The sequence below is a fragment of the Rhizobium sp. N324 genome, from assembly GCF_001664485.1.
GTDB lineage: Bacteria > Pseudomonadota > Alphaproteobacteria > Rhizobiales > Rhizobiaceae > Rhizobium.
The window spans coordinates 411,892-424,273 of sequence record NZ_CP013630.1 but is presented as its reverse complement, the minus strand read 5'-3'; the positions used below and the strand labels follow the sequence as shown (position 1 = coordinate 424,273).

Genomic DNA, 12,382 nt, shown 5'->3' with positions numbered 1-12,382 from the left:
TGGCCGCCCGAGGGACCAGCCTTTGATCGCCTGGCTGCGCATTGCCTGTGCTGCGGTCGTCATTCTGACCGTCAGCATCGTGCTCATGCCGCTGCAGATACTGGCGCTCCGTTTCGACTGGCGGCTGCGGCGCCGGCTGCCGCGTGTCTGGCACCGCATCGTCTGCTATTGTCTCGGCATCCGTGTGCGCGTCACCGGCAGGCTGGAAGAGCGGCGGCCGCTGATGCTCTGCTCCAACCATTCCTCCTGGATGGATATCATGGTGATGTCGGCGGTCGCCGACGTCGCCTTCATCGCCAAGATCGAGGTGGCCGACTGGCCGATTTTCGGCACGCTCGCCAAGCTGCAGAAGAGCGTCTTCGTCGTGCGCGAGGAGAGGCGCAAAACCGGCCATCAGGCCAACGAGATCGCCGGGCGCATGGCCGACGGCGAGATCGTCGTGCTCTTCCCTGAGGGCACGACCTCGGACGGCAACCGGCTGCTGGAGGTCAAATCTTCGCTGTTCGGCGCCGCCGCGATGGCCGTGCCCGCCTCGCCGACCGGAACCGTGGTGGTGCAGCCGGTGGCGGTTGCCTATACAAGGGTGCACGGCATCGCCATGGGCCGCTATCACCGGCCGCTTGCCGCCTGGCCAGGCGATATCGAGCTCTTGCCGCACCTCCTCGACATCGTGCGCTGCGGCGCCATCGACGCCGAGGTTTCCTTCGGCGAGGCGGTGGAATACCGCGCCGACACCAATCGCAAGGAGGTGAGCGCGACCATCGCCTCACGCATTCGCAACCTGCTGAACAGCCGCCTGCGCGGGCGGGAAATCTCCTAACGTAAGATTTCGATTTTCTCGGGCGGCAAAAACCACTAAATAGCGCGCCATGACACAGGAAAGCGCCCTCCTCCAGGCCCCGGAACAGCTACTCCGCGACGGCTCCAACAGCCGCAAGGTCTTCATCAAGACCTATGGCTGCCAGATGAACGTCTATGATTCCACGCGGATGAGCGATGCGCTCGCTCGCGACGGTTACGAACCGACCGAGGATATGGAAGAGGCCGACCTCGTTCTGCTCAACACCTGCCATATCAGAGAGAAGGCGGCCGAGAAGGTCTATTCGGCGCTCGGGCGGCTGCGCGACATGAAAAAGAGGAAGGCGGCGGACGGCCGGGAGATGATGATCGGCGTTGCCGGCTGCGTCGCCCAGGCCGAAGGCGAGGAAATCCTGCGCCGCGCACCCGCCGTCGACGTCGTCATCGGCCCGCAGACCTATCATCGCCTGCCGGAAGCGCTGCGCCGGGCCAAGGAGGGCCAGCGGGTCGTCGATACGGAATATGCGATCGAGGACAAGTTCGAGCACCTGCCGATCGCCGAGAGCCGGAAGATCCGCGCCCGCGGCGTCACCGCCTTCCTGACGGTGCAGGAGGGCTGCGACAAGTTCTGCACTTTCTGTGTCGTGCCCTATACGCGCGGCTCGGAAGTGTCGCGGCCGGTTGCCCAGATCGTCGAGGAAGCCGAAAAGCTGGTCGAAGGCGGCGTGCGCGAGATCACCCTGCTCGGGCAGAACGTCAATGCCTGGCACGGCGCCGGGCCGCGGGGCGAGGCATGGAGCCTCGGCGACCTGCTCTACCGGCTTGCCGAGATCCCCGGCCTCGCGCGGCTGCGCTACACCACCAGCCATCCTCGCGACATGGACGACCGGCTGATCGACGCCCACCGCGATCTCCGGGCGCTGATGCCCTATCTGCACCTGCCGGTGCAATCGGGCTCCGATCGGATCCTCAAAGCGATGAACCGGCGCCACACGGCGGCCGAATATCTCTCGCTGATCGAACGCATTCGCACGGTGCGGCCCGATATCGCCCTGTCCGGCGATTTCATTACCGGCTTTCCGGGGGAGACAGACGAGGATTTTGAGGATACATTAGAACTTGTGAAGAAGGTGCGCTATGCGCAGGCCTTCTCGTTCAAATACTCGACACGGCCGGGCACCCCCGGCGCGGAACTGAAGGACCAGGTGCCGGAAGAGATCAAGGCAGAACGGCTGGAACGCCTGCAAGCGCTTCTCGTGAAGCAGCAGCAGGAATTTGCCGAATCCTGCGTCGGCAAAGAGATCGACCTGTTGCTGGAAAAGCCCGGTCGCATGCCGGAACAGCTGATCGGACGTTCTCCCTGGCTTCAATCCGTGAATGTTGATGCAAAAGCATCGCAAATCGGTGACATTATTAAAGTGCGAATCACAGGAACCGGAAACAACAGCCTGTTTGCCGAACGCGCAGAGGCTGCGGTTTAACTCAAGGAGCCCGACCGCTTGAACGGACAAGAATTGGTTTCTTCTTCACCGCGCCACCCCCGCACGCCGAGCGACACCAATCACTTCGTCCTGACGTTCGAGAACAACCGCTTCGCCAGCGAGCTCTTCGGTCAATTCGATCAGAACCTCAAGCTGCTCGAGGAACGGCTCAACATCGATGCACGGGCCCGTGGCAATTCGGTCGTCATTACAGGCGATGTCGTGACCACCAACCAGGCGCGGCGCACGCTCGATTATCTCTATGAAAAGCTTCAGAAAGGTGGCAGCGTGGAACGATCCGACGTCGAGGGCGCAATCCGCATGGCGGTCGCCGCCGACGACCAGCTCAGCCTTCCCACGATGGAGCGCAAGGCCAAGCTGACGATGGCGCAGGTTTCCACCCGCAAGAAGACGATCATCGCCCGCACGCCGACCCAGGACGCCTATATCCGGGCGCTGGAGCGTGCCGAGCTGGTCTTCGGCGTCGGCCCGGCCGGCACCGGCAAGACCTATCTCGCCGTCGCGCATGCCGCCCAACTCCTGGAGCGCGGCGCGGTCGAAAAGATCATCCTGTCGCGTCCGGCCGTCGAAGCCGGCGAGCGCCTCGGCTTCCTGCCCGGCGACATGAAGGAAAAGGTCGATCCCTATCTTCGCCCGCTCTATGACGCGCTTTACGACATGATCCCCGCCGACAAGGTCGACCGGGCGATCACCGCCGGCGTCATCGAAATCGCGCCGCTCGCCTTCATGCGCGGCCGCACGCTCGCCAATGCCGCCATCATCCTCGACGAGGCGCAGAACACGACATCGATGCAGATGAAGATGTTCCTGACGCGTCTCGGCGAAAACGCCCGGATGATCGTCACCGGCGACCCGAGCCAGATCGACCTGCCGCGCGGCGTCAAATCCGGCCTCGTCGAGGCGCTGCAGCTTCTCAACGGCGTCGAGGGCATCTCGATCGTGCGCTTCAAGGATACCGACGTCGTCCGCCATCCGCTGGTAGGACGCATCGTCAGGGCCTATGATTCCACCTATGCCGTCGAAACCGAAGCAGTCAGCCGGCAGGACTGATGGCCGAACTCGACATCCAGATCAGCGTCGACGACATCGGCTGGCCGGGCGAGGAAACGTTGCTGTCCTTCTGCGAGCGTGTGCTCGGGGCAGCCGTGGTCTATCTCCGCGACAGCGAGAAGCAGCCCTTCCCGACGATGCCGCCCGAGGTGTCGCTCGTCTTCACCGACGACGCCTCGATCCAGGACATCAACGCCGAATGGCGGGGGAAGGACAAGGCAACCAACGTGCTGTCCTTTCCGGCCTTTCCGGTGCAGCCCGGCAAGATGCCCGGTCCGATGCTCGGCGACATCATCATCGCCCGGGAGACGGTGGAGCGGGAAACCATCGAACTCGAAAAGAGTTTCGACGACCATCTGACCCATCTTCTGGTGCACGGTTTCTTGCATCTTCTCGGCTACGACCATATGAATAGTGCCGAAGCCGAAATTATGGAGGGGCTGGAGACTCGCATTTTGGCGCAGCTCGGCCTATTTGATCCTTACGAGGGTCAAGACCTTAAAATGGAACCATGAGCGACTTTACGACGAAGCCGGCGGCAGACGCCAAGGACTCCGAGCCATCCTCCTCTTCCGACGAGGCGGGCAGTAGTAGTCGGCCATCCGGCCGATCCCAATCCTTCTGGTCGCGCGCCGCGCGCATCCTTCGCCCGCAGCAGGGCTCGCGGCTGCGCGAGGATCTTGCCGACGCGCTGATGACCGACGCGGCCGGCGACGACGCCTTTTCGCCCGACGAACGGGCAATGCTGCACAATATCCTGCGCTTTCGCGAGGTGCGCGTCGCCGACGTGATGGTGCCGCGCGCCGATATCGAGGCGGTCGACCAGAACATCACCATCGGCGAATTGATGATCCTGTTCGAGGAATCCGGCCGCTCGCGCATGCCCGTCTATGCCGATACGCTCGACGATCCGCGCGGCATGGTGCATATCCGCGACCTGCTCTCCTATGTCGCCAAGCAGGCGCGCAACAAGCGCCGCGGCCCGGCGAAACCGGCCGTTGCCCTGCCGGCGCTGCCGGCGATCGAAGTCGCGCCCGAAAACATCCAGAAGACCACGCGTCCGGCCAAGCAGAATCTGGATCTCGCCCGCGTCGACCTGCAGAAGACGCTGACGGAAGCCGGCATCATCCGCAAAATCCTGTTCGTGCCGCCGTCGATGCTGGCCTCCGACCTGCTGCGCCGCATGCAGGTGAACCGCACGCAGATGGCGCTCGTCATCGACGAATATGGCGGCACCGACGGGCTCGCCTCGCATGAGGACATCGTCGAAATGGTGGTCGGCGATATCGACGACGAACATGACGACGAAGAGGTGATGTTCAAGCGGGTCGCCGAAGACGTCTTCATCGCCGACGCCCGCGTCGAACTGGAAGAGATCGCCGCGGCGATCGGGCCGGATTTCGACATCAGCGAGCAGGTCGACGAGGTCGATACGCTGGGCGGCCTGATCTTCTCGGCACTTGGCCGCATCCCGGTGCGCGGCGAGGTCGTCCAGGCGCTGCCCGGTTTCGAATTCCACATCCTCGACGCCGATCCGCGCCGCATCAAGCGGCTGCGCATCACCCGCAAGCGCCATGCGATCCGCCGCCGCGCCAAGGTGGATGGCGACATCCCGCCCGGCTCCGACGCCGGCGACGACCGGCCGGCGGAATCGACCGCCAACTAAAACTGTATTTTGTGCATGTCGTTGTCCCGGAATGGCTGCACGGTTCCGGGCGATCTTCATTAACAGGACAAAGAGCCGCTTTTTTGAAAGACTGCGAACGGGTTGATTCGCGGTTTTGATGGGAGTGCGCATGGAGCGGCTTGCGGACAGGGTTATCCTCGTCTGGGGTTTCAAACGGTCGCTGCTGGCCATCGCCGCCGGAGCATTCGCCGTGCTGGCGCTGCCGCCCTTCGGCTTCTTCGCGGCAATGTTCGTCTCCTTCCCGCTGCTCGTCTGGCTGATCGACGGGGCGGCGGCTTCGCCGGAAAGCGGCCTCATCGGCAGGCTGTGGCCGGCCTTTGCCACCGGCTGGCTGTTCGGCTTCGGCTATTTCGTCGCCGGTCTCTGGTGGCTCGGCCATGCGCTGCTGGTCGATCAGGAGGAATTCGCCTGGGCGCTGCCGCTCGCCATTCTCGGGCTGCCGGCCTGCCTGGCGATTTTCTATGGCCTGGCGGCCGCACTTGCCCGCATCTTCTGGTCCGACGGCATGGGACGGATCGCCGCACTTGCGGCCAGCTTCGGGCTGATGGAATGGCTGCGAAGCGTTGTTCTCACAGGCTTTCCCTGGAACGCCATCGGCTACGGCATGATGCCGGTTCCGCTGATGATGCAGTCGGCGCATGTGATCGGGGCGATGGGGGTGACGGCCCTTGCCGTCTTCATTTTCTCCGCGCCGGCCCTTGCCGGCACCCGGCAAGGCGCACGGGCGGGCATCGCGCTCGCCGTCCTGCTGTTTGCCGCCCATCTCGGTTACGGCGCCTATGCCCTCTATCTGGCGCCGCGGGCGGCGGCCTTGCCGGAAGATAAGCAGCCAGTGGTGCGGCTTGTGCAGCCCGTCATCGACCAAGCTGCGAAGATGGATAACGATGCCGACCGCAATGCGATCTTCGAGACCCATCTGAAGCTGTCGGCCGAAGCGCCGAAAAATGGCGGGCGCAAGCCCGATATCATCGTCTGGCCGGAAACCTCGATCCCCTTCATCCTGACCGACAACCAGGATGCGCTGACGCGGATCGCCGATACGCTCGACGACAACCAGATCCTGATCGCCGGCGCGGTGCGCGCCGAGGAGATGGGGCCGGGCACGCCGGCGCGCTACTATAATTCCATCTATGTCATCGACGGCCGCGGTCAGATCGTCGCCGCCTCCGACAAGGTGCATCTGGTGCCTTTCGGCGAATACCTGCCCTTCGAGGACCTGCTCACCGAATTCGGCATCCAGAACGTCGTCGAGATGCCGGGAGGGTTTTCAGCAGCAGTGAGCCGGCACCTGCTGGCGCTGCCCGGCGGGCTCAATCTCTATCCGCTAATCTGCTACGAAATCATTTTCCCGGAGGAAATGACCGGCGACATCAAAGACGCCAATGCGATCCTCAATATCACCAATGATGCCTGGTTCGGTGCGACGCCCGGCCCTTATCAGCACTTCCAACAGGCGCGGGTGCGGGCTGTTGAAACCGGATTGCCGCTGATTCGCGACGCCAACAGCGGTATTTCAGCAATTGTGAATGCACGAGGCGAGATTGTTGCCGGCCTCGACCTCGAACAAATCGGCTATATTGATGCAACTCTTGATAGGCCAGGCGTAGAAGCCCGAACGACATACTCCCGGCAAACATACTTCTGGTTGACCGAGATCCTGCTCATTTTGATTGCGCTGGTTTCTCGTAGAGGTTTTATTTCCGGGTTGAATTGACCAAAAACCCCTAAAATTGCATAGTGATGACAATCGGCGTTCCGAACCTATGTTCAAAGGTGGGTTCTCACCACCTGCAACGTGGCGTTTGGGATGGATCAGGGGCATGCCGGTTAAACAGGTTGAAATTCTTAGCTAGGGCACGACCATGATTGAAAACAAAAAGAAGCCGAATCCGATCGACATCCATGTTGGCAGCCGTATTCGCCTTCGCCGAACAATGCTGGGCATGAGCCAGGAAAAGCTCGGCGAAAGCCTCGGCATCACCTTCCAGCAGATTCAGAAATACGAAAAGGGCACCAACCGCGTCGGCGCAAGCCGCCTGCAGAATATCTCGAACATCCTCAATGTTCCGGTTTCCTTTTTCTTCGAGGACGCACCCGGCGAACATTCCGGCGCCGGCGGCGGCATGGCGGAAGCCTCCAGCTCGAATTACGTCGTCGATTTCCTCTCCTCGTCCGAAGGACTGCAGCTCAACCGCGCCTTCGTCAAGATTTCCGATCCGAAGGTTCGCCGCAAGGTCGTGGAGCTGGTGAAGGCTCTGGCAGCCGAGGCCGATTCCGACTGAGCCACCCCCATCGCAAAATCCGAAAGGCGGTCGAAAGGCCGCCTTTTTTGCGTTTTTAGGGCAAAATTTGTCACTTTGCCGCGGATATAAAGATATATTTATGTCCTTCTGCGCTTGTCATCGGGCCTCGAACTGAGTACCTACTAGCTAGCTTTTGTTCTTTGAGGGGAATCCCGGAATGCGCGCGAACTATCTCTTTACCAGCGAATCTGTTGCCGAAGGTCACCCTGACAAGGTCTGTGACCGCATCTCCGACGAGATCGTCGATCTGGTCTACCGCGAAGCGGCCAAGACAGGCGTCAACCCGTGGGGCGTGCGCATTGCCTGCGAAACGCTGGCGACCACCAACCGCGTCGTCATCGCCGGTGAAGTCCGCCTTCCCCCGAGCCTGATGAAGAAGGACAAGGACGGTAAGGACGTCATCAATCCGTCGAAGTTCAAGGCCGCCGCCCGCCGCGCCATCAAGGATATCGGCTACGAGCAGGACGGCTTCCATTGGAAGAAGGCCAAGATCGACGTGCTCCTGCATTCGCAGTCGGCCGACATCGCTCAGGGCGTCGACAGCGCTGCCGACCAGCAGGGCGACGAGGGCGCCGGCGACCAGGGCATCATGTTCGGTTACGCCTGCCGCGAAACGCCGGATCTGATGCCGGCCCCGATCTATTATTCCCACAAAATCCTGCAGCTGCTGGCAGTCGCCCGCAAAAAGGGCGACGGCGAAGTCGCCAAGCTCGGCCCCGATGCCAAGAGCCAGGTGACCGTGCGTTACGTCGACGGCAAGCCGTCGGAAGCGACCTCGATCGTGCTTTCGACCCAGCATCTCGACGAGAGCTGGGATTCGAAGAAAGTCCGCGCCGTCGTCGAGCCCTATATCCGCGAAGCGCTCGGCGAACTGAAGATCGCCGACGATTGCAAGTGGTACATCAACCCGACCGGCAAGTTCGTCATCGGCGGACCGGACGGTGATGCCGGCCTCACCGGCCGCAAGATCATCGTCGACACATATGGCGGCGCTGCCCCGCATGGCGGCGGTGCATTCTCCGGCAAGGACACGACGAAGGTCGACCGTTCGGCCGCCTATGCCGCCCGTTATCTGGCGAAAAACGTTGTTGCCGCCGGCCTTGCCGACCGCTGCACGATCCAGATCTCCTACGCCATCGGCGTCGCCCAGCCGCTGTCGATCTATGTCGACTTGCATGGCACCGGCAAGATCAGCGAAGATCAGGTCGAAGCGGCGATCCGCAAGAACATGGACCTGTCTCCGTCGGGCATCCGCCGCCATCTCGACCTCAACAAGCCGATCTACGCCAAGACCTCCGCCTACGGCCATTTTGGCCGAAAGGCCGGCCGTGACGGCTCGTTCTCCTGGGAGCGCACCGATCTGGTGAAGGCGCTCAAGGAAAGCCTGAAGGCCTGAGATAAAGCATGACGGATATGGAACGCCGCGGCCGGGCGACCGAAGCCTTTTTCGGTCGCCGCAAGGGCAAGGCCCTGCGTGAACATCAGGCCGAGACGCTGAACAGTCTGCTGCCGGCATTCCTTATCGATCTCTCAGCGGCTCCGCTGGAGCCGCTGACATCCCTTTTTGCGGCTCCGGTCGAAAGATTGCGGCTGGAAATCGGTTTCGGCGGCGGCGAACACCTGATCCACCGCGCCCTGGAAAGACCGTCCACCGGCTTTATCGGCGTCGAACCCTTCGTCAATTCCATGCAGAAGCTGCTGTCGCGCGTCGGCGAGACGGGCGCGCGCAATATCCGCGTCTATAATGACGACGCGACCCAATTGCTCGACTGGCTGCCGGACGCCTCGCTCGACCAGATCGACCTGCTCTATCCCGACCCCTGGCCGAAGCGGAAGCACTGGAAACGGCGCTTCGTCTCGAAGACCAATCTCGACCGCTTTCATCGCGTGCTGAAGCCCGGCGGCCTGTTCTGCTTCGCCTCCGACATCGATACCTATGTCAACTGGACGCTGCTCAAATGCCGCGACCATGGCGGCTTCGACTGGATGGCCGACAATGCCTCGGATTGGCTGACGCCTTATGAGGGCTGGCCGAGCACACGCTACGAGGCCAAGGCCCGACGCGAGGGCCGGTCTTCGGCCTATCTGACGTTCAGGAAGATCTGAGTTTCAACGGCGGCTAAAGGGCAATAGTGACGGGCGTGCCGTGTGGCCCCCTCATCCGACCCTGCGGGCCACCTTCTCCCCGCTGGGGAGAAGAGGGAGATTGCCGCTTCGCTATCGCCCCAATTGGACGGAGCGCCTTTAAGCGGAGAGTTCGGTTGGGCAGTGTCTGCGCGCCTTGCCTCCTCTTCTCCCCAGCGGGGAGAAGGTGGCCCGAAGGGTTGGATGAGGGGGCCACACGGCACAGCACGAACGACGATTAGCCTATCCTCACGCAGCCTCCGCAGCGAAATCGAATAAGCGATAGTGCACCGCAAGAGCGGCACAACGCGCCAGGCACTATCTTGACGGTCAGTGCAGGCTGACCGTCTTAAGTTCGTCTTCGGCAGCCTTGAAGAAGGTGCTGGAGCGGTTGTCCGTCAGAAGAATCGGTGTTCCGTCGGCGCCGAACAGTGCCCAGAGATCGACGTTCGGATCGATATCCGGCGCCTCGGGGAAGCATTTGGCGACCTCTTCGGTGCGCATTTTTCTGATATAGGCGACCTCGCCGCTGCCGATGTGGGCAAGCTCGGATTTGGTCAAGTGAGACGTGGCTTCTTTCATCAACATTCCTGTTCCTCCGGAAGAAGGGACCAACGGTTCGACAAACCGTTGTGCTACTGTGAGACCGAAATGTTAATTTTCTTGACCATGCGCGCCGGCTCCGGGCGAATTAGATCGACGGAGAGCAGACCGTTCTTCAGACCGGCGCCGAGCACCTGCATGCCGTCGGCAAGAACAAAGGTGCGCTGGAACTGACGGGCGGCGATGCCGCGATAGAGATAGTCCCGTTCCCCCTGCTCGACCTGACGGCCGCGAATCAGAAGCTGGTTCTCCTCGATGGAAACATCCAGTTCCTCCTCGGCGAAGCCGGCGACAGCGAGCGTGATGCGCAGACGTTCCGGCGCGCCGCTGTCGGCGCCGATGCGTTCGATATTGTAGGGCGGATATCCGTCGCTTGCCTTGGAAATGCGCTCCAGCGTCTTTTCCATGGCATCGAAGCCCAGAAGCAACGGGCTGGCAAAAGGGGTAATGCGGCTCATCTCTTTTCAAGTCCTTGATGCAAGCGACCATCCCGGACCTTAAGGGCAGCATCCGGATGCCGCTAATATGGGGACAGCACCCCGGCGCTGCAAGACGCAGGCGACGTCTCGGCGCCACCCGCAATTTCAAGGTGACGGCCGGGGCTGCTTGACAAAGCGCCTGCTGCCTCGCATCAACACGTGCCGGCGCGCAATGTGCCGATTTGCGACGAGAAATGAAGAAAACGGTGCATTGGATGGCAGGCGCAAGAAAGATCATCATCGACACGGATCCCGGTCAGGACGACGCGGCCGCCATCATGCTGGCCTTCGGCAGCCCCGACGAGCTCGATGTGCTGGGGATCACCACCGTCGCCGGCAATGTGCCGTTGGCGCTGACCAGCCGCAATGCGCGCATCGTCTGCGAACTCTGCGGCCGGACGGAGACCAAGGTTTTTGCCGGCGCCGACGCGCCGATCGCCCGCAAGCTGGTGACCGCCGAACATGTGCACGGCAAGACCGGCCTCGACGGTCCTGAACTCAGCGAGCCGACGATGGCGCTGCAGCCCGGCCATGCCGTCGACTTCATCATCGAGGCGCTGCGGCGTGAGGGCGAAGGCACCGTGACGCTCTGCACGCTCGGGCCTCTCACCAATATCGGCTTGGCCTTGCAGAAGGCGCCCGACATCGCCCCGCGCATCCGCGAACTGGTGATGATGGGCGGCGGCTTCTTCGAGGGCGGCAACATCACGCCGGCGGCCGAATTCAATATCTATGTCGACCCCGAGGCCGCCGATATCGTCTTCCGCTCAGGCGTGCCGATCGTGATGATGCCGCTCGACGTGACGCACCAATTGCTGACCCGCAAGGACCGGGTGAAGCGCATGGCCGAGATCGGCACGGCGCCGGCAAAGGCGATGGTCGAGATGCTGGAATTCTTCGAGCGCTTCGATATCGAGAAATACGGCTCCGACGGCGGGCCGCTGCATGACCCGACCGTGATCGCTTACCTCTTGAAGCCGGAGCTTTTCCAGGGCCGGGACTGCAATGTCGCGATCGAGGTCCAATCCGAACTCACCATCGGCATGACGGTGGTCGACTGGTGGCATGTGACGGATCGAAAGCGCAATGCGAAGGTGATGCGTCATGTCGATGCGGACGGTTTCTTCGATCTTCTGATCGAACGCGTCGCCCGCATCTGATCTTTTGGTTTTCCTTCTCTCACACAAGAGAAGGAAAACAACTTCAGGCGTCCTTCTCGTCGAAGACGGAATTGCTTTCGGCTTCGGCCGCCTTCGGGCCGCCCTTGGCGACGCCGACCATGGCCGGGCGCAACACGCGCTCGCCGATGGAAAAGCCTGCCTGCACGACCTGGACGACGGTGTTGTTCGGCACCTCGGGGTTCGGCACCTCGAACATCGCCTGATGGAAATTCGGGTCGAACTTCTGGCCGACCGGCTCCAGCTTGCGAACGCCGTGGCGCTCGAGCGCCGAGAGCATGGCACGCTCAGTCATCTCCACGCCCTCGATCAGGGTGGTCAGGCCGGCATCGGCCGCGTCCTTGACCTCCGGCGGGATGGCATCCAGCGCCCGGCGCAGATTGTCCGAGACGGCCAGCATGTCACGCGCGAAACCGGCGACGGAATAGGACTTGGCGTCCTTGACCTCACGCTCGGTGCGGCGGCGCAGATTGTCCATTTCGGCGGCAAGGCGCAGATAGCGATCGCGCAGCTCGCCGTTTTCGGCTTTCAGAAGCTCGAGTGCATCAGGCTGGGGGGCCTCTTCCTGCGCGATATCGTTCTCGACGTAGGCGGCAGCGTCGGCTGCGGCATCGGCCGCAGTTGCGTCAGGTCCGTTTTTCGTCGTGTCATCGGTCAT

At 62.2% G+C, this 12,382-nt stretch carries 13 protein-coding genes; 10 read left to right on the top strand and 3 right to left on the bottom strand.

All coding sequences use genetic code 11. The features are described from left to right. Nucleotides 1-22 precede the first annotated feature (22 nt). From AMK05_RS02065 to trmB, 9 genes are all read left to right on the top strand, one after another. A complete protein-coding gene (locus AMK05_RS02065) occupies nt 23-820 on the top strand; it encodes a lysophospholipid acyltransferase family protein (protein WP_064836096.1) in 798 nt (265 codons plus the stop codon). Nucleotides 821-869: 49 nt separating this feature from the next. Continuing rightward, nucleotides 870-2,279 carry a tRNA (N6-isopentenyl adenosine(37)-C2)-methylthiotransferase MiaB gene (gene miaB / locus AMK05_RS02060; protein WP_064836094.1) on the top strand — a complete coding sequence of 470 codons (1,410 nt, stop codon included), beginning with the start codon at nt 870-872 and terminating at the stop codon, nt 2,277-2,279. 18 nt (nt 2,280-2,297) lie between these two features. Beyond that, nucleotides 2,298-3,350: a PhoH family protein gene (locus AMK05_RS02055; protein WP_064836092.1), complete on the top strand. Its 1,053-nt coding sequence runs from the start codon at nt 2,298-2,300 to the stop codon at nt 3,348-3,350. Further along, a complete protein-coding gene (gene ybeY / locus AMK05_RS02050) occupies nt 3,350-3,865 on the top strand; it encodes an rRNA maturation RNase YbeY (protein WP_064836089.1) in 516 nt (171 codons plus the stop codon). The genes AMK05_RS02055 and ybeY overlap by 1 nt, the downstream gene beginning before the upstream one ends. Then, on the top strand, nt 3,862-5,016 hold the full coding sequence (locus AMK05_RS02045) for a hemolysin family protein (protein ID WP_064836087.1): 1,155 nt from the start codon (nt 3,862-3,864) through the stop codon (nt 5,014-5,016). The genes ybeY and AMK05_RS02045 overlap by 4 nt, the downstream gene beginning before the upstream one ends. A gap of 130 nt (nt 5,017-5,146) precedes the next feature. After that, on the top strand, nt 5,147-6,751 hold the full coding sequence (lnt, locus tag AMK05_RS02040; protein ID WP_064836085.1) for an apolipoprotein N-acyltransferase: 1,605 nt from the start codon (nt 5,147-5,149) through the stop codon (nt 6,749-6,751). 148 nt (nt 6,752-6,899) lie between these two features. Then, nucleotides 6,900-7,319: a helix-turn-helix domain-containing protein gene (locus AMK05_RS02035; RefSeq protein ID WP_064836083.1), complete on the top strand. Its 420-nt coding sequence runs from the start codon at nt 6,900-6,902 to the stop codon at nt 7,317-7,319. 178 nt (nt 7,320-7,497) lie between these two features. Continuing rightward, on the top strand, nt 7,498-8,736 hold the full coding sequence (metK, locus tag AMK05_RS02030) for a methionine adenosyltransferase (protein WP_064836081.1): 1,239 nt from the start codon (nt 7,498-7,500) through the stop codon (nt 8,734-8,736). Between the two features lie 8 nt (nt 8,737-8,744). Beyond that, nucleotides 8,745-9,446 (top strand): tRNA (guanine(46)-N(7))-methyltransferase TrmB, encoded by a 702-nt coding sequence (trmB, locus tag AMK05_RS02025; protein ID WP_064836079.1) that lies wholly within the window; start codon nt 8,745-8,747, stop codon nt 9,444-9,446. A gap of 348 nt (nt 9,447-9,794) precedes the next feature. Here trmB and AMK05_RS02020 read toward each other — a convergent pair whose 3' ends face one another. Together AMK05_RS02020 and AMK05_RS02015 are read right to left on the bottom strand one after the other, a co-directional pair. Beyond that, the gene (locus tag AMK05_RS02020) at nt 9,795-10,052 is read right to left on the bottom strand and encodes a DUF1150 family protein (RefSeq protein WP_003570822.1); all 258 of its coding nucleotides are present in this window, start codon (nt 10,050-10,052) and stop codon (nt 9,795-9,797) included. Between the two features lie 47 nt (nt 10,053-10,099). Beyond that, nucleotides 10,100-10,525: an Hsp20 family protein gene (locus AMK05_RS02015; protein ID WP_064836077.1), complete on the bottom strand. Its 426-nt coding sequence runs from the start codon at nt 10,523-10,525 to the stop codon at nt 10,100-10,102. 236 nt (nt 10,526-10,761) lie between these two features. On the opposite strand from AMK05_RS02015, the gene AMK05_RS02010 reads away from it, so the two are divergent. Then, nucleotides 10,762-11,706 (top strand): nucleoside hydrolase, encoded by a 945-nt coding sequence (locus AMK05_RS02010; RefSeq protein ID WP_064841239.1) that lies wholly within the window; start codon nt 10,762-10,764, stop codon nt 11,704-11,706. A 43-nt stretch (nt 11,707-11,749) separates the two neighbouring features. Here AMK05_RS02010 and grpE read toward each other — a convergent pair whose 3' ends face one another. Continuing rightward, complete coding sequence (grpE, locus tag AMK05_RS02005; RefSeq protein WP_064836075.1) at nt 11,750-12,382, bottom strand: nucleotide exchange factor GrpE; 633 nt, start codon at nt 12,380-12,382, stop codon at nt 11,750-11,752.

Bases quoted from the DNA above. Each gene is read 5' to 3' on its own strand.
- miaB (WP_064836094.1), top strand. From the start codon at position 870: ATGACACAGGAAAGCGCCCTCCTCCAGGCCCCGGAACAGCTACTCCGC.
- ybeY (WP_064836089.1), top strand. From the start codon at position 3,350: ATGGCCGAACTCGACATCCAGATCAGCGTCGACGACATCGGCTGGCCG.
- AMK05_RS02045 (WP_064836087.1), top strand. From the start codon at position 3,862: ATGAGCGACTTTACGACGAAGCCGGCGGCAGACGCCAAGGACTCCGAG.
- lnt (WP_064836085.1), top strand. From the start codon at position 5,147: ATGGAGCGGCTTGCGGACAGGGTTATCCTCGTCTGGGGTTTCAAACGG.
- AMK05_RS02035 (WP_064836083.1), top strand. From the start codon at position 6,900: ATGATTGAAAACAAAAAGAAGCCGAATCCGATCGACATCCATGTTGGC.
- metK (WP_064836081.1), top strand. From the start codon at position 7,498: ATGCGCGCGAACTATCTCTTTACCAGCGAATCTGTTGCCGAAGGTCAC.
- trmB (WP_064836079.1), top strand. From the start codon at position 8,745: ATGACGGATATGGAACGCCGCGGCCGGGCGACCGAAGCCTTTTTCGGT.
- AMK05_RS02020 (WP_003570822.1), bottom strand. From the start codon at position 10,052: ATGTTGATGAAAGAAGCCACGTCTCACTTGACCAAATCCGAGCTTGCC.
- AMK05_RS02015 (WP_064836077.1), bottom strand. From the start codon at position 10,525: ATGAGCCGCATTACCCCTTTTGCCAGCCCGTTGCTTCTGGGCTTCGAT.
- AMK05_RS02010 (WP_064841239.1), top strand. From the start codon at position 10,762: ATGGCAGGCGCAAGAAAGATCATCATCGACACGGATCCCGGTCAGGAC.
- grpE (WP_064836075.1), bottom strand. From the start codon at position 12,382: ATGACCGATGACACGACGAAAAACGGACCTGACGCAACTGCGGCCGAT.